15 protein-coding genes are annotated in these 18017 nt (G+C 30.1%); 7 read left to right on the plus strand and 8 right to left on the minus strand.

Features of this window, described 5'->3' with window-relative positions; genetic code table 11:
• The first annotated feature begins 5 nt into the window (after nucleotides 1–5).
• Together R3342_RS09970 and R3342_RS09975 are read left to right on the plus strand one after the other, a co-directional pair.
• Nucleotides 6–2816: an aminopeptidase gene (locus R3342_RS09970; protein WP_318939885.1), complete on the plus strand. Its 2811-nt coding sequence runs from the start codon at nucleotides 6–8 to the stop codon at nucleotides 2814–2816.
• A 157-nt stretch (nucleotides 2817–2973) separates the two neighbouring features.
• Nucleotides 2974–5421 carry a thiamine pyrophosphate-dependent enzyme gene (locus tag R3342_RS09975; protein ID WP_318939886.1) on the plus strand — a complete coding sequence of 816 codons (2448 nt, stop codon included), beginning with the start codon at nucleotides 2974–2976 and terminating at the stop codon, nucleotides 5419–5421.
• Between the two features lies 1 nt (nucleotide 5422).
• Here R3342_RS09975 and R3342_RS09980 read toward each other — a convergent pair whose 3' ends face one another.
• Genes R3342_RS09980 through R3342_RS10005 form a run of 6 tightly spaced genes read right to left on the minus strand, consistent with a single transcriptional unit; the run spans nucleotide 5423 to nucleotide 11125 of the window.
• A complete protein-coding gene (locus tag R3342_RS09980) occupies nucleotides 5423–6574 on the minus strand; it encodes a hypothetical protein (protein ID WP_318939887.1) in 1152 nt (383 codons plus the stop codon).
• 26 nt (nucleotides 6575–6600) lie between these two features.
• Entirely contained in the window at nucleotides 6601–7287 is a 687-nt protein-coding gene (locus tag R3342_RS09985) for an ABC transporter ATP-binding protein (protein ID WP_318939888.1), read from the minus strand.
• Between the two features lie 17 nt (nucleotides 7288–7304).
• Nucleotides 7305–8534, minus strand: coding sequence for an ABC transporter permease (locus tag R3342_RS09990; RefSeq protein ID WP_318939889.1), 1230 nt, complete (start codon nucleotides 8532–8534; stop codon nucleotides 7305–7307).
• 4 nt (nucleotides 8535–8538) lie between these two features.
• Entirely contained in the window at nucleotides 8539–9762 is a 1224-nt protein-coding gene (locus R3342_RS09995) for an ABC transporter permease (protein WP_318939890.1), read from the minus strand.
• 18 nt (nucleotides 9763–9780) lie between these two features.
• Nucleotides 9781–10542, minus strand: coding sequence for an outer membrane lipoprotein-sorting protein (locus R3342_RS10000; protein WP_318939891.1), 762 nt, complete (start codon nucleotides 10540–10542; stop codon nucleotides 9781–9783).
• A gap of 7 nt (nucleotides 10543–10549) precedes the next feature.
• Nucleotides 10550–11125 carry a TetR/AcrR family transcriptional regulator gene (locus R3342_RS10005; protein WP_318939892.1) on the minus strand — a complete coding sequence of 192 codons (576 nt, stop codon included), beginning with the start codon at nucleotides 11123–11125 and terminating at the stop codon, nucleotides 10550–10552.
• Nucleotides 11126–11327: 202 nt separating this feature from the next.
• Between R3342_RS10005 and R3342_RS10010 the strand changes: the two genes are divergently transcribed.
• The 5 genes from R3342_RS10010 (at nucleotide 11328) to R3342_RS10030 (ending at nucleotide 14974) form a co-directional block, all read left to right on the plus strand.
• Nucleotides 11328–11558: a ferredoxin family protein gene (locus R3342_RS10010; protein WP_318939893.1), complete on the plus strand. Its 231-nt coding sequence runs from the start codon at nucleotides 11328–11330 to the stop codon at nucleotides 11556–11558.
• 16 nt (nucleotides 11559–11574) lie between these two features.
• Entirely contained in the window at nucleotides 11575–12702 is a 1128-nt protein-coding gene (locus R3342_RS10015) for a 3-methyl-2-oxobutanoate dehydrogenase subunit VorB (protein WP_318939894.1), read from the plus strand.
• Nucleotides 12656–13429 carry a thiamine pyrophosphate-dependent enzyme gene (locus R3342_RS10020; RefSeq protein WP_318939895.1) on the plus strand — a complete coding sequence of 258 codons (774 nt, stop codon included), beginning with the start codon at nucleotides 12656–12658 and terminating at the stop codon, nucleotides 13427–13429. Before R3342_RS10015 ends, R3342_RS10020 begins: the two co-directional genes overlap by 47 nt.
• Nucleotides 13430–13436: 7 nt before the next feature.
• Nucleotides 13437–14006, plus strand: coding sequence for a 2-oxoacid:acceptor oxidoreductase family protein (locus tag R3342_RS10025; RefSeq protein ID WP_318939896.1), 570 nt, complete (start codon nucleotides 13437–13439; stop codon nucleotides 14004–14006).
• A 68-nt stretch (nucleotides 14007–14074) separates the two neighbouring features.
• The gene (locus tag R3342_RS10030; RefSeq protein ID WP_318939897.1) at nucleotides 14075–14974 is read left to right on the plus strand and encodes a TIGR01777 family oxidoreductase; all 900 of its coding nucleotides are present in this window, start codon (nucleotides 14075–14077) and stop codon (nucleotides 14972–14974) included.
• On the opposite strand, the gene R3342_RS10035 is transcribed toward R3342_RS10030, so the two are convergent.
• Both R3342_RS10035 and dnaK read right to left on the minus strand, forming a co-directional pair.
• The gene (locus R3342_RS10035; RefSeq protein ID WP_318939898.1) at nucleotides 14963–15913 is read right to left on the minus strand and encodes a nitronate monooxygenase; all 951 of its coding nucleotides are present in this window, start codon (nucleotides 15911–15913) and stop codon (nucleotides 14963–14965) included. The two genes, R3342_RS10030 and R3342_RS10035, sit on opposite strands and share 12 nt — an antisense overlap.
• A gap of 107 nt (nucleotides 15914–16020) precedes the next feature.
• Nucleotides 16021–17937 carry a molecular chaperone DnaK gene (gene dnaK / locus R3342_RS10040; protein ID WP_318939899.1) on the minus strand — a complete coding sequence of 639 codons (1917 nt, stop codon included), beginning with the start codon at nucleotides 17935–17937 and terminating at the stop codon, nucleotides 16021–16023.
• Between the last annotated feature and the right edge of the window lie 80 nt (nucleotides 17938–18017).

The raw sequence follows: 18017 nt of genomic DNA on the forward strand, positions 1-18017 counted from the left end.
CTAAATTGAAAAAATACATTTTAGCAACTATAATTATTTACGTTTTTTGTATTCAGAAATCTATTTCTCAAAACAATTCCATTTATATTAATGCAAAATTAAATGTAGAAACTAATGAAATAGATATTACTCAAAGAACTGTTTTTTATAATAATTCTAAGGTTGCTTTTAATGAAGTTTATTTTCATAACTGGGCAAATGCTTACAAAGATAAAAATACTCCTTTAGCTGAACGATTTGTTGAAAATTATAAAAAAGCCTTTCATTTTGCACCTGATAAAAACAGAGGAAACACCAATATTCATCAACTATTAGTTAGTAACAAAGAAGCTAATTGGGAAATTAAAGATAAAAATCCTGATATTTTAAAAGTAATACTTGATAAACCTTTAAAACCAAAAGATTCTATTTTAATTACTGCAAAATACACGGTTAAATTACCTTATTCAAAATATACAGGATATGGATTTTCTGATGACGAATATAATTTACGATATTGGTATTTAGCTCCTGCTATTTTTGATAAAACTTGGCAAGCCTATTCCAATTTAAACATGGATGATTTGTATCAAAATTTCACCAACTATAAAATTACATTTACAGTTCCTGAAAAATTTGAAATTCATACCAATTTAACTAGTAGTTACAGTACAAAAAACAAGGAGAATATTTATAATTTATCTGGAAAAAACATATTAGATGTTGAAATAAATATTGATGATTTAAAAGATTTTGTTTCTTACAAATCAAAACCTGTTAATGTAGTTTCTAACTTAAATTCTGATAAACTTAAAATTCCTGTAAAAACAGAAATATTAAATAGAGAATTAGAATTTATTAAAAGTTATTTAGGGAAATTTCCACATAAAAAATTGTTTGTTAATAAGGTAAATTATGATAAAAATCCAATTTACGGTTTTAATCAGCTTCCTTCATTTATAGCCCCTTTTAGTGATACTTTTGAATGGGATATTAAAATGTTTAAGGCAATTACCGAAGAGTACATTAATCGCTCATTTTTATTTAATAGAAGAAAAGATAATTGGTTAGCTGATGGCATACAAACCTATTTAATGATTAAATATGTTGAAAATTATTATCCAGAAATTAAAGCTATTGGAAGTGCTTCAAAAATATGGGGAATTAGAAATTTCAATATTGCTAAAATTGATTTTAATCAGAAATACAATTTTGTTCATCAATTTGCGGCACGTAAAAATTTAGATCAGGCATTAACTATGCAAGCCGATTCTTTATCTAACTTTAATCGAAAAATAACCAATAAATATAAAGCTGGTATTGGTTTGCAATATCTAAATCATTATTTGGGAAATCAAAAAATTGATAGCGCTATTGTACACTTTTCAAAAGCTTATGTCAGCAAAAAAACAAATAGCAATTTATTTTTTAATTTTATTAATACGGATAAAGATATTAAATGGTTTAAAACCGATTTTTTAAATACTAATAAAAAAATTGATTATACTATTAAAAAAATTGAACAAGAAAACGATTCCTTAAAAGTAACGATTGAAAATAAACGAAATTTTACAGCTCCAATTGAATTATATGGTATTAAAGACAAGGAAATTAAATACAGAAAATGGCTTACAAATATTGATTCAATAACTAAAATAACTATTCCAAAAGATGGATTTAACAGGCTTTCTTTAAATTACGAATCCTTATTACCTGAAAGTAATTTTAAAAATAATTGGAAAAACATTAATAAAAGCATTTTAAATCGTCCTTTACAAGTTAAATTTTTAAAGGATATTGAAAACCCATATTATAACGAATTATTTTACACTCCTGTTTTCCGATTTAATTATTATGATGGTGCAATAATTGGTTTAGCAATCTCTAATAAAACTATTTTAAAGAAAAATTTCACTTATAAAATTATTCCTTCATATAGTACAAAAAGTAAGACTTTTTCAGGGAATTATTCTATGCTTTATGAATATCTACCCGAAAATAAAAAAGTAAACAAATTTGCTATAGGTTTGTTTGGAAGCAACTATCATTATGATAACAACCTAACTTACAACAGTTTAAACCCGTACGTTTTAGTACAATTTAAACGTAAAAATTTAAGAGATGTTAGTAGCAATGCACTAATGGCATCTTTTACAATGATTGATAGAGAAAAATCTCCAACGCAAACTTTACCGTTAGAAACTAATAAATACAATGTATTTAATCTTAGTTATGGTTATGCCAAACCTGCAATTATTGAAGATATCAGATTGTTCACTGATATCCAGGTAGCAAATAAATTTAGTAAGGTTTCGTTAACAGCTAGATACCGAAAACTAACAGACACTAACAGACAATTCGATTTTAGATTTTTTGCAGGAGTATTTTTGTCTAATAAAACACAATCTACTTATTTTAATTTTGCATTAGATAGACCTACAGATTATCTATTTCAATACAACTATTTAGGAAGATCCGAAACTTCGGGAATTTTTAGCCAACAGGTTATTATAAACGAAGGAGGATTCAAATCTAAATTAGAAGTGCCTTATGCAAATGAATGGTTATCAACATTTAACACCAGTATTGGAATTTGGAGATGGATTGAAGTTTATAACGATGTTGGTTTTGTAAAAAACAAAAATTCAAAAGTATATTTTGCACATGAAAACGGTATTCGTTTAAATTTTATACAAGATATTTTAGAAATTTATTTCCCTTTTCATTCCAATTTAGGATGGGAACTTAGTCAACCAAGTTATAGTTCAAGAATTAGGTTTGTTTTAGAAATTCAACCAAAAAAAATCTATAATTTTATACGAAGAGGATTTTTCTAATTTTTACAATTATTTATTTTTCATTTCCTATTTATCAAATTATAGATGTGTTTATTGAATTATATTCAATATAAATTGAAATATTTCAGTTTGATTATCGTATTTTTAAAAATGATATAAAAATTGTAACTTTGCAAAACTAAAAAATCAAAATTATATGTCGACTATTTCTACTACTAATTCTAAACAGCTTTCCTTTGAACAATTTAAAAAAGAAGTTTTAAATGACTATAAATTAGCCGTTATAAGTAGAGAATGTAGTATTTTAGGAAGACGAGAAGTTTTAACCGGTAAAGCAAAGTTTGGTATTTTTGGCGATGGAAAAGAGGTGCCACAATTAGCAATGGCTAAAGCTTTTAAAAAAGGTGATTTTAGATCGGGTTATTACCGAGATCAAACTTTTATGATGGCAATTGGAGAACTTTCTCCTGAACAATTTTTTGCTGGTTTATATGCTAACCCAAGTATTAAAGATGATCCAATGTCTGGAGGTAGACAAATGGGAGGTCATTTTGCTACGCATAGTTTAGACAATCACGGACAGTTTAAAAATTTAACCGAGCAATACAATTCTAGTAGCGATATTTCACCTACCGCTGGACAAATGCCTAGAATGCTAGGAATTGCACAAGCTTCTAAAATTTATCGAAATGTTGACGGACTTAAAAACCCATTGTTTTCAAATAACGGGAACGAAATTTCATGGGGAACAATAGGAAATGCAAGTACTTCAGAAGGTTTATTTTTTGAAACTTTTAATGCCGCTGGAGTTTTACAAGTTCCAATGGTAATAAGTGTTTGGGATGATGATTATGGTATTTCAGTTCCTGCAAAATATCAAACTACAAAAGAAAGTATTTCAAAAATTCTAGCAGGTTTTCAACGAAATGAAAATGAAAAAGGTTATGAAATATTTGTTGTTGACGGCTTTGATTATCCAAAATTAATTGATGTTTACGCCAAAGCTTCTAAAATTGCAAGAGAAGAACATGTTCCTGTATTAATTCACGTTAAACATTTAACACAACCTCAAGGACATTCAACTTCTGGTTCTCACGAAAGATATAAAGACAAAGATCGTTTAAACTATGAAAAACAAAACGATTGTAACTCAAAATTAAGAGATTGGGTTTTAGAATTTAATTTAGAGGACGAAAATGGTAACTCTTTAAAAATTGTGAATTCTGAAGACGAAATAATTGAAATAGAAAAAGAAGCAAAAAAAGAAGTTAGAGAAGCAAAAAGAAATGCTTGGAATGCGTTTTTAAATCCTATTTTAGAAAAAAGAAAAGAAGTTGCAGTATTACTTGAAAAAATTGCAAATACCAGCAAAAACAAAACATTTATTCTAAAATTACGAACAGATTTAATGAGCGAAATTGATCCAGCTAGAAAGGATATAATTTCAGCAGCAAAAAATGCTCTTATTTATACGATAAATGAAAATTCTAATATAAAAACAGAATTACAAAATTGGATAGCTAATTATACCAAATCTGAACAACCAAAATTTGATTCTCATCTATACAGTAATTCGGAACAAAAAGTAAATTCTTCCTCTAAAGTAAATCCTACTTATGATGAAAATGCAAAGTTAGTAGATGCCCGGTTAGTTTTAAAAGAAAATTTTGACACTCTTTTTAGCAATCATAAAAACTTACTAATTTTTGGGGAAGATACCGGTAAAATTGGTGATGTTAACCAAGGTTTAGTTGGTTTACAAGAAAAATATGGAGAATTACGTGTTGCAGACACAGGTATTAGAGAAGCTACAATTATTGGACAAGGTATTGGAATGGCATTACGTGGATTACGTCCAATTGCTGAAATTCAATATTTAGATTATTTATTGTACGCAATACAAATAATGAGTGATGACTTAGCAACCTTACATTATAGAACTGCTGGTAAACAAAAAGCCCCATTAATTGTTAGAACTCGTGGACATAGATTAGAAGGTATTTGGCATTCAGGTTCCCCAATGGGAGCAATTGTACATTTATTAAGAGGAATGAATATATTAGTTCCTAGAAATATGACAAAAGCTGCAGGATTTTACAATACTTTATTAGAATGTGATGAACCTGCTTTAATTGTTGAAAATTTAAATGGATATCGATTAAAAGAAAAATTACCTAATAATCTTGGGGAATTTAAAACCCCTATTGGGGAAATAGAAGTGTTAAAAGAAGGTAACGACATTACAGTAGTTTCTTACGGTTCTACACTTAAAATAGTAGAAGAAGTTATTACTAAATTACAACAAGTTGAAATTGATATAGAACTAATTGATGTACAAAGTTTATTACCATTCGATTTAAAACATGAGGTTGTAAAAAGTATTGAAAAAACCAATCGATTATTAATTATTGATGAAGATGTTCCAGGTGGAGCATCCGCTTATTTATTGCAAGAAATTTTAGAAAAACAAAATGCGTATCAATTTTTAGATAGTAAACCTACCACTTTAACGGCTAAAAATCATAGAACTGCATTTGGTACTGATGGAGATTATTTTTCTAAACCAAACCATGAAACTATTTTTGAAGCAATTTATAACGTAATGCACGAAGCTAATCCAACTAAATATAAATCTTTATATTAAATTAAAATGCCCATTTTAAGCGAGCAAAAACTGCTCCGCCAAAAATAGATTGCATAGTTAAAGCATCCTTTTTAAGTTGATACAACTGAGCTACAACGGATAATTCTTTGTTATTTGAAAGTGAATATGTAAGCGTTGGTCCAGCATATAAAAAATCACCACCTTTACCAACCATTCCGGAAAGCATTGCTGTTAACAAAGGACTTACATTATAAGAAGCACTACCAAAAAAAGCTGTTTTAGCAGGGAATAAATTTTTAGCATTTAAACTCATTAAAGAAAACGATTCTAAAGAACTACTACTTGAATTGTTACCAAAACCATTGTATAACGTTTCAAATTGTAAACTCAAAGAGTTTTTAAAGGTATAATCGTAATGAATTACTGCCGTTAACTTATCATTATTTATAGAAGTTGTAATTGGATGGAAGTAAGTTAATTCACCATTAAAACCTCCACCGGCAATGCTTCCCGACCAACCTGCTCCAACTACCCAATCGGTTTGTGAATAAATACCAGTTAAAACCTGAATATCATAACCATGCGTGTTCCATTTATACAATAATGCAGAAGTAACTTTTTTATCATTATCAATTGCAGTTGTCCATTCTATTTTACTGGTTTCATTCAAATAATATTGCATTCGTAAAGCATCACTTCCTGGTTTTTCTTCATAATCAAAATCGAAATAGGAATAGGTATTAAATAAATCATTCGGATTCCATACAAACGCTTGTCCCCAATTTATGCGTTGTCTACCAATTGCAACTTCAAATTTTCCAGAAGTATAATCCATAAAAAATCGGTCGAGTTGTGAAATTCCGATTGTGGCATTTTTATTAAGCCAAATATCTGTTAAATTTAAAAAACCCGAATCTTCACCTAAATAACGAGCGTAATCAGGAATTTGATTTATGGAACTTCCAAAAATAAATCTATTTCTCATCCCTGCAGTAATTGTTATTTTATTGGTGGCGTACCAATTAAAATCAAAACGATTGTGGATTGTATTTTCAACAAAAGACTTAGAAGTATTTGAAAACTGTATGGAAGATAACCCTTTTACATAGCCACTTAAAGAATAATTTTCTTGTGCATTTACAACCCTTAAACAGCTGAAAATCAAAAAAATACTCAACCAAAATTGTTTCATTTTAAAAAGTTTTAATTGCAAATACATTAGCTGATAATTTGATCGGAAATAACTTTCCCATCTTCAAGCGTAATAATTCGGCGAGCTTTATCTACAACTCGCTGGTCATGCGTTGTAAAAATAAATGTCATATTTTCTTCCTCATTTAATTTTTTCATAATATCAAGCAATTGTGTAGTTGCTTTAGAATCGAGGTTAGCAGTTGGTTCATCTGCCAACACAAATTTTGGTTTCGAAGCCAACGCTCTTGCAACCGCTACACGTTGTTGCTCCCCGCCCGACATTTGATTTGGTTTGCTATTAATTTTATTTCCTAAACCTACCGATTGCAATAATTGAGTAGTACGTTCTTCAATTTCGTTTTTTGGCTTATTTTGAAGTTGCATAATAAATGCCACATTTTCTTTTGAAGTAAGCACAGGAATTAAATTATAAGATTGAAAAATAAAACCAATATTTTGCAATCTAAAATTAATACGCTGGTTTGAAGTTAAAGCTGAAATATTGGTTTCGTTAATTTCAACACTTCCTGAAGTTGGTTCTTCTAAACCACCAATCATATTCATAAATGTTGTTTTGCCACAGCCTGAGGGCCCAACAATTGCTACAAACTCACCTTCTTCAAAGGTTAAATTAATTCCATTAACCGCATGTACTGGCACTTGCGTTTTGTTATATATTTTTGTTAGGTTTGATATTTTTATAACACTCATTTTATTTTTATTTTTTATTAAACTGTTCTAATTGCTTCAGCCGGATTTAATTTTAATGCTTTTAAAGCCGGATAAATTGAAGCTAAAATTCCGGTAATAATTACCATTATTGTAATTTGTATATAGCGGATAAACTCTAATGTTGGATAAGTAATAGCGCTGTAACCAACAGATTCCAACCCTTGTTGCATAGATGATAAATCAATTCCAACAACACCAAAATACCTGATTAACAACATACTTATAAGCTCGCCTACAATGGCGCCTACTAACGACAAAAAAATGGTTTCTAACATAATAACTATAAAAAGTTTTTTCTTATTTAAACCTATAGCCATTAACATACCTATTTCTTTGGTTCGTTCTAAAATTACCATTAACATGGTGTTTACAATACCAAAACCAAGAGCTGCTAAAATAATCATCATAAAAACACCCATCATAACACCCATAACATTGTTTAAAAGACTTGTATACGGATCTATTTGTGCCCAGTCTTCACTAAGTACTTTTGGAAATTTCTGTTGAATTATCTTTGAAATGATAGGAGCTTGTTTATAATCATTTAACGTAATATCAATTTCATGGTATTCATTTGCTGGAACTCCTAAAACTTTTCTGAAATTATTATTTCTTACAAATACATTTGATTTATCCCAATTACTATCACTAGTTTTAAACAGACCAATAATTTTGTATGCAGCACCTGTTAATTCACCATTAAAATCCTGAAATGTAAGTACAATTTTAGAGTGTAGTTTTACCTTTAATTTTTTTGCTAGAGCCTTAGAAATAACAATGCCATTTTTTGTTTCAGTTTCAAAGAAATTTCCTGAAACAGAATCAATTGTTTTATACAGGCTAAAAACTTCTCTTTCACTTTTTGGATTTACACCAATAATAGTAACTCCTAAGTTTTTATTTGCAGTTGAAGCCATTCCAGAAACTTTTAACCGCTTTGTAACAGCCTTGATACCATTCATCTTTTTTATAGCTGCTATTTTTTGATTGACACTATCAATTGTTTTTTTAACATCTAAATTCAGTGCAAAATTCGGATTATGCAATTGAATATTCGCTATTTGATAATCAAAAGAATTTTTAACTCTTTGTTTGGCCATACCATTCATCCATGCTGATGCACCCAAACCACCTACCAATCCAAATGCAATAGCAAAAATAACCACAACACTTCTGAGCTTACTTCTCCAAATATTTCTCCAGGCAATTTTAAATAACATAGACATATAATTACGATTTTAATCCTTCAACAACTTTTAACATTTTTATTTTTAATACCGGATAAAACATAGCCAGCATGCTTATAATAGCAATTGCGATAGCTTGATTTACAAATAATTGCGTATTTATTGCGACAGGCATTACAGGCTCGAAATTAAAATTTTTCATTGCTTGAACTGCTTCACCAGTAAATTGAATTGGATTGTAATAAAAATAAATTAATACTGGCAAACTCAATATTACTCCTGCTATAACTGCTAAAAAAGTAATGAGTATTAATTCCCAAATTACCACCCATATCAATTTAGCTTTTTGCATACCAATAGCTATCATTACCGAAAATTCTCGGATGCGTTCGGTAGTCATCATTAATACAGTTCCAAAAATTCCAAATGCAATTACCAAATATAAAATTACAATCATAATAATTCCGCCGGCATTGTCTGAAGCTATCATTTGCAATAAATCTTTATTCATTATTTGCCAGTCAATAATTTCATAGGTATTCAAATTAAGCTGTTTTGAAATAGTTTGTTCAACAATTGGCGCATCATCAATGGCATACAAATCAAAAATTAATCCTGTATATTGGTTTCCTGTTGAAAAAAATTTTTGAGCTGCTGCCAGCGGCATGTACAAGGTACTTTTGTTCATTTCGGGCATCGGCAATTTTAAAATTCCTTTTATATGAAATAATCCTGCAGCACTAGAACCATGATAACCTGAGGAATATAAAACCAACGAATCGTTTACTTGTACATTTAAAAACTTGGCTAAATCACTCGCTACCAAAATTGAATTATCGGTTGCGTTTATATAACTTCCTTCTTTTAAATAGCTTTTAATTTTAGTCATTTCATTTTCCTTTTCAGGATCAATTCCCAACACGGCAACACCTTTTGAAACACTTCCGGAAGAAGCTAATGAAAAAGACTCTAATCTCGGAATTATCACTTTTATTTTTGGGTTTTTCGCTAATTTTTTTATACTGTCTTCATTCATATTAAAAACAGCATCTATTTTTTTATCACTCCAATATCCTTTTTTATGAATTTGAAAATAACCGGAATACGATTCAACAGCATTTTCTTTCATTTTTACATACGAGCCAATTTGAAAAGCGCGCATAATAATTGCAAAAAACAATGCAAACATTATGGATGCAATAGTTATTGCAGTTCTACGTTTGTTTCGCCAAATATTTCGCCAGGCTAATTTTAAAATTGTAAGCATTTCTTAAGATTTACAAAATTAGTGTACACGTTTCATGTTTTGTTGTGAAAAAAACGTTGCCGGCAAATCAATATTAAATTTCATTTCTTTTATGTACAGCACTGTTTTTTTACCTTCTTCATTTGCTGGAACAATTTCTATTCGGGTAGGGATTAATCTTCCACCCATATTTTTAAAATCATACCCAAATTCACTTTTAACCAAATCATTGTCTTCATCGTAAAACTCGGTTTTAATTTGAATAAAGTTATCTTCAATTATCCACATAATTATTTTCCCCCAAACCACTGCAGCATCTTCTTTTGGTGTCATTTCAATTTTATAGCTTTTATAACCATTTACGGTTTCTTCATCTATTAGTTTATGATTGTAATCTACCACAATTGAACTTTGCTTTAAAATATCATCATTGGTATAATCAGAACCCATCCAACCTTGTGATAACATTGAAGCCGGAATTTTAATCATTCTGCCAATTGCGGGAATGTAATTCCACATTTCTGTTTTCAGTTTCAAAAAAACCTGACCTTTGTCTTGTGCCGGCGAAGTAATGTAGTCCATTGAATAATCTTGTCCTCTTCCCCAACTTTTTATTCCTATTGTACGTTTCCAAGTGGGTCTAATTATCTCCATATTAACTATAGAAGTATTTGTTTTTCCACGAATTAATTCATCCGATTTTTGAACAATTTCTGACGCGGTTAAATTTTCCTGAGCATTAATTTCTACTGATCCGATTGCAAAAATTAATAAAATGATAAAAAGGGTTTTTAGTTTCATTACATATTTATTTAAATTTTTCAATTATTTTTTTTTGTACATCTTCTAATGGATAAATTTCTTCCATAACAATAAAACAAAGTGAAACGCCATCAATAATACTTCCTAAAAGCATAGCTGTTGCAGTTGGATTTTCATCACCTTTCTTATAAAAATAAGCTTCAAAAACTTTCATATATTGTTCTAAAAAAGGTGAAAATAATTTTTGAAATAAATGTTGAATTTGAGTTTGAGTAAGTAAGCTGTAATATAGTTTCCAAAACTGTTTATTTGCTTTTAAAATTTTGAAGTTAGCCCTTAAAAATTGCTCAAAATCATCTTCAGATTCTAATTCAAGTTGATTTTCATAATAAAGTTCAGAAAACTGATTAATTCCGTTCTGCAAAACACTTTCTAATAAAGCCTCTTTATTTTTAAAATAATTATACAAGTTTCCTTTAGAAACTTTTGCCTGTTTAGCAATAGAATCCATAGAAGTGCTATTATATCCTTTTTCAGCAAAAAGAGATAAAGCCGCTTCTAATATTATTTTTTCATTAACGCGTCTTATTTCTTCAAATTGTTTCTCAGTACGTGGTGACATCTACATTATATGTTTTATGACTGAATAGTCAGTCAAAGATAAAAATATATATTTAATTAACAAAACAAAAAAGCATATTAAAACATTTCAAAAAATGGATATCACATTTGTATTGACAAATATCATAGTTTCGATAACGTTTTCGCTGTATCTTTGAAAATAATTAAATTACAATGTAGTAATAACTATTAAAATTATTAAAATGGCAAAAGTAAAAGGAGCAATAGTTGTAGATACTGAAACTTGTAAAGGCTGTGAGGTATGTATGCCTGTATGTCAAGACAACGTTATTAGTATGTCCAAAGAAGTTAACCGTAAAGGATATCATTATGCCTATATGGAAAACCCTGAAGCTTGTACTGGTTGTACAAACTGTGCAATAGTTTGCCCTGATAGAGCTATATCAGTATATAGAGTTAAAGTTTCAGCATAATTTAAAACTTAGTAACATGTCAGAATTAAAATTAATGAAGGGAAACGAAGCTTTAGCTGAAGCAGCTATTAGAGCAGGTGCAGATGCTTACTTTGGTTACCCAATTACCCCACAAACAGAATTAATAGAATATTTAATGAATGAACAACCTGAAAAACGTACAGGAATGGTTGTTTTACAAGCAGAAAGTGAAATTGCAGCAATAAACATGGTTTATGGAGCCGCTAGTACAGGAAAAAAAGTTTTCACTTCTTCTTCTAGCCCTGGTATTTCATTAAAACAAGAAGGAATTTCTTACATAGCAGGAGCTGAATTGCCTGCTGTAATAGTTAATGTAGTTCGTGGTGGACCAGGTTTAGGTACAATTCAACCTTCACAAGCAGATTATTTTCAATCTGTAAAAGGTGGTGGTCATGGCGATTATAAATTATATGTACTTGCACCATCATCCGTTCAAGAAATGTCAGATTTTGTTGAAGATGCATTTGATATCGCATTTAAATATAAAGCACCTGTACTTATTTTATCCGATGGCTTAATCGGTCAAATGATGGAAAAAGTAGAGTTGAAACCACAAAAACAACGCAGAACAGACGAAGAAGTAATTAAAGAATGTGGAAGTTGGGCTGCAACTGGTAGAACCAAAGGTAGAGAAAGAAATATTATAACTTCGCTTGATCTACAATCTGAGAAAATGGAAGCTAGAGTTCATAGATTAATGAAAAAATATGAGCAAATGGAAAATGAAGATCTTCGTTTTGAAAAAATTAATTGCGATGATGCTGAATATTTAATTGTAGCCTATGGATCAAGTGCCAGAATTGCACAAAAAGCAGTTGAGATAGCAAGAGAAAAAGGAATAAAAGTTGGATTATTACGCCCAATAACTCTATTCCCTTTTCCTAAAAAACAATTATTTGAATTAGCAGACCAAGTAAAAGGAATGTTAAGTGTTGAATTAAACTCTGGTCAAATGGTAGAAGATGTTAGACTCTCCGTAGAGTCTAAAATACCAGTAGAACATTTTGGTAGAACAGGAGGAATTATTCATACTCCTGAAGAAATTTTAGAAGCTTTAGAACAAAAAATTATAAATAATGGAAGTATTAGACATCATAAAACCCGAGAATCAAGTATTTTGTAAAACAAAATTAATGACCGACACACCATTGTCTTATTGCCCTGGGTGTGGTCATGGAACTGCCCATAATTTAACTATGGAAGTTATTGATGAAATGGGAATTACAGAAGATACTATTGGTGTTGCTCCTGTTGGATGTTCTGTTTTAGCATATGACTTCATGAACATAGATATGACTCAAGCAGCACATGGACGTGCTCCTGCTGTTGCAACAGCAATTGCTAGAACATGGCCTAAAAAATATGTATTTACTTATCAAGGTGATGGAGATTTAGCAGCTATTGGAACTGCTGAAACTATTCATGCTTGTAATAGAGGTGAAAATATTGTTATCATATTTGTAAATAATGGTATTTATGGAATGACTGGTGGACAAATGGCTCCAACCACTTTAGAAGGAATGAAATCATCAACATCTCCTTTTGGTAGAGATATACAAACTATGGGATCTCCTTTAAAAATGACTGAATTAGTAGCTCAGTTACCCGGAACCTACTATGTTACAAGACAATCTGTTCATACTCACAAACATGCGCGTAAAGCTAAAAAAGCAATACGCCAAGCTTTTGAAAACTTGAAATTAAAAAAAGGAGTTTCATTTGTTGAAATAGTTTCGAACTGTAATTCAGGTTGGAAAATGACACCAAATGACGCTAATGAGTGGATGGTAGATAATATGTTTCCATATTATCCTTTAGGAGATATTAAAGTAAATGGTAAATTAAAATAATATAGTTATGACAGAAGAAATTATTATAGCTGGATTTGGTGGACAAGGTGTACTTTCTATGGGTAAAATTTTAGCCTATTCTGGCATAATGCAAGATCAAGAAGTAAGTTGGATGCCATCTTATGGACCAGAAATGCGTGGCGGAACCGCTAACGTAACTGTTATTTTAAGTGATGAAAGAATAAGTTCTCCTTATTTAAAAGTTTATGATACTGCTATTATTTTAAATCAGCAGTCAATGGATAAATTCGAAGAATCTGTAAAACCAGGTGGAGTTTTAATATATGATCCTAATGGTATTACACATCATCCAACAAGAACCGATATTCAAATATTTCAAATTGAAGGTAGTAAATTGGCTGCTGAAATGGGAAATAAAAAGATATTTAACATGGTGGTAATGGGTGCATTTCTAAAAATTAAACCAATTGTTAAATTAGAAAATGTACTTGCTGGACTTGAAAAATCACTTCCAGAAAGATATCATCATTTAATTCCTTTAAATGAAGAAGCATTAAAAATAGGAATGAATAATGTAGCCCCATTAAAATTGGCAAATCAAATTGCACACAATTAAATTTAATAGTTTTATTCTTTAAAACAGTTATTTTGTATATTTAAATATTACAAAATAACTGTTTTTTTATGGTAAATATTTTAATAACTGGAGGTACTGGTCTTATTGGAAAACATTTAGCCAATCTACTAAATAAAAAAGGCTACAAAGTATTAGTTTTAAGTAGAACTAAAAAAGAAGAACCAACATCATTTTATTGGAATATTAATAATAATTATATTGATGAACAAGCTATAATTGAAACAGATTATATAATTCACTTGGCGGGATCTGGTATTGCTGATAAAAAATGGACTAAGGCAAGAAAAAAAGTTTTAATTAATAGTAGAGTTGATTCAACAGATTTATTATTTAAAAAAGTAAAAGAAATTAATCCAAATCTAAAAGGCTTTATTTCTGCTTCTGGAATTGGATATTATGGAGCAGCAACTACTGAAAAAATTTATGAAGAAAATGATACTTCAGGAGATGACTTTGTAAGTGAAATTTGCAAATTATGGGAAAAAGCATCCTTGCAATTTAATTCTTTAAATATAAGAACTGTTATTTTTAGAACAGGAGTTGTACTTTCAAACGAAGGTGGTGCATTTCCAAAAATATTTAAACCTATAAAATTTGGATTTGGAGCTGCTTTAGGTAGCGGAAATCAATACATCCCTTGGATACATATTGATGATTTATGTAATATGTATTTAGAAGCAATTGAAAATAATGAACTAAAAGGTGTTTATAATGCTGTTGCTCCAGATTATTGTAATAACAAACAGCTTACCAAAAAAATAGCAAGTTCTTTAGGTAAAAAAATTTGGTTGCCAAATATACCTTCCTTTATATTTAAATTAATTTTTGGTGAAATGTCTATTATTTTATTAAAAGGAAGTAGAGTATCTTCAAAAAAAATAATGAATACAGGTTTTAAATTCAAATTTCAAAACTTAGAAGCTGCATTTAAAAATTTAATTAATTAAGTTTTCTATAATTTTACGTACAGGTAAAATTGCCTTAGTGTGTTGAATACTTGGCCCCGCAACCCAAACAGTTTTATAGGTAGCTTTTGTAGCTGCATTTTGTGTAGCTTTCATCCCTATAGAAAACCGTATCATTTTCACCCATTTTTTTAATTTTCTATTTTTATTTAACAGATTTTCAATCCAAGTCTGTTTTGTTCCAATTTTTTTTACATAAGGTGTATTAATAACTGTACAAGGCGTTCCTGAAATCTTTTCAGTAACCACAATAGATTTTGCATTATAATCTACGCAAGCTTGTTTATATTCCTGTGTTACATTAGCTTCTTCAGAAGCAATGAAAGGACTCCCAACAGAAACTCCAACTGCTCCATAATCTAACATTTTATCTAAATCGGACTTACATCCTACTCCACCAGCTGATATAACTGGAATTGAACAGTTCTCAACAATTTGAGTAATTAATTCCTTTGGTTCAATATTACCTCTATGCCCACCTGCTTGATTATTAACCGCTACAATTGCATCTGCTCCTAGACTTTCCACTTTTTGAGCAAATTTTAAGTCCGTTACATCACAAAAAACTTTTATTCCTTTTTCATGTGCCTTTTTTATCGTTTCTGAAGGATTACCTAAAGAAGTAATAATAAAATCAGCTCCTTCAGAACAAATAATATCTAATTGATGTTTATACTTAACATTAGATTTGTTAACTATTAAATTAAAACCAAATGAACCTCCATCAACTTTCGCATTTTTTAGCTCTTGAAGAGCTGCTCGTAACTCCTCATCCGTTCTATAATTTAACGCAGGTATACATCCTGCTATTCCACTTTTCATAGCTTCAATAACCATTTTAGTATTAGAGACTAAAAACATTGGAGCCTGAATGATTGGATATTTTATCTTTAAAAGTTCGGTTAATTTTGTGGTAGTCATTACGAATTATTTTTTCAAATATACTAATTATTATGCGTGCATAACAAATTAATTATAACAAAAAAGAGGCTCAAAATTGAGCCTCTTTTTTTACTATTAAAAAGGTTTTAATCTTCTTTTACTTCTTCAAAATCAACATCTTCTACATTATCTCCTTCATTTTTAGGTTCTGCATTACCTGCGTCACCTGTTGGAGCTCCTTGTGCTTGTTGTTGACCTGCTTGTTCTGCTTTGTACATTTCTTCACTTGCAGCTTTCCATGCTTCATTTATCTTTTCCATTGCTGCATCAATTTGGGCAAGGTCTTTAGATTCATAAGCTTTTTTCAATTCAGCTAAAGCATTTTCAATTGGTGTTTTTTTATCTGCTGACAATTTATCACCAAATTCTTTTAATTGTTTTTCTGTTTGAAAAATCATAGAATCTGCACCATTAATTTTTTCTGCAGTTTCTTTTGCTTTTTTATCTGCTTCAGCATTTGCATCTGCATCTGCTTTCATTTTTTTGATTTCTTCTTCAGTTAATCCAGAAGATGCTTCAATACGAATATCTTGTGATTTACCTGTAGCTTTATCAGAAGCTTTAACGTGAATAATACCGTTTGCATCAATATCAAAAGTTACTTCAATTTGAGGCACTCCTCTTGGTGATGGTGGAATCCCATCTAAATGAAAACGACCAATAGTTTTATTATCTGCTGCCATTGCTCTTTCTCCTTGCAATACATGAATTTCAACGGAAGGTTGATTATCTGCTGCTGTTGAGAACACTTGTGATTTTTTAGTTGGAATGGTTGTATTGGCTTCAATCAATTTAGTCATTACATTACCCATAGTTTCAATTCCTAAAGAAAGTGGTGTAACATCTAATAACAATACATCTTTAACATCTCCTGTTAATACTCCTCCTTGAATTGCAGCTCCTACAGCAACAACTTCGTCAGGATTTACTCCTTTTGATGGAGCTTTACCAAAGAATTTTTCTACCGCAGCTTGTACTGCTGGAATACGAGTCGAACCACCTACTAAAATAATATCATCAATATCAGAAGTAGTTAAACCTGCACTTTCTAATGCTTTTTTACAAGGTTCAATAGTTCTACGAACTAAATCGTCAATTAAAGTTTCAAATTTTGCTTTTGATAAAGTTCTAACTAAGTGTTTTGGACCTGAAGCTGTAGCGGTAATATAAGGCAAGTTAATTTCTGTACTTGCAGATGATGACAGTTCAATTTTGGCTTTTTCAGCGGCTTCTTTTAAACGTTGTAAAGCCATTGGATCTTTTCTTAAATCAATGCTTTCTTCTTTATTAAATTCATCTGCTAACCAATCAATTACTTTTTGATCTACATCATCTCCTCCTAAGTGAGTATCACCATCTGTAGCTAACACTTCAAAAACACCATCTCCTAATTCTAATATAGATACATCATGTGTACCTCCACCAAAATCAAAAACTACTATTTTTTCATCATCACTTTTTTTATCTAAACCATATGCTAAAGCTGCCGCAGTAGGTTCATTTATAATTCTACTAACTTTTAAACCTGCAATTTCTCCTGCTTCTTTAGTTGCTTGACGTTGAGAATCATTAAAGTAAGCTGGCACTGTTACTACAGCTTCAGTTACTTCTGTACCTAAATAATCTTCAGCAGTTTTTTTCATTTTTTGAAGAATCATTGCTGATATTTCTTGAGGAGTATATAATCTTCCATCAACATCTACACGTGGCGTATCATTATCTCCTTTTACTACTTTATATGGGATTCTATCTGCCTCCATTTTACATTCAGAAAATTTATTCCCCATAAACCTTTTAATTGAAGAAATGGTTTTAAGAGGATTGGTAACTGCCTGACGTTTTGCAGGATCACCTACTTTTCTTTCTCCTCCTTCAATAAATGCAACAATTGATGGTGTAGTTCTTTTTCCTTCTGCATTAGGAATAACCACTGGATCGTTACCCTCCATTACAGCAACACAAGAATTGGTTGTTCCTAAATCTATTCCTATAATTTTACTCATAATTTATGTTTTTAATTTCTGTTTCTATTTTTTTAACAATTACAAAATAGACAATGATTATGCCATTATTTTATTTATGT

Source organism: Lutibacter sp. (genome assembly GCF_033723435.1).
Taxonomy (GTDB): Bacteria; Bacteroidota; Bacteroidia; order Flavobacteriales; family Flavobacteriaceae; genus Lutibacter.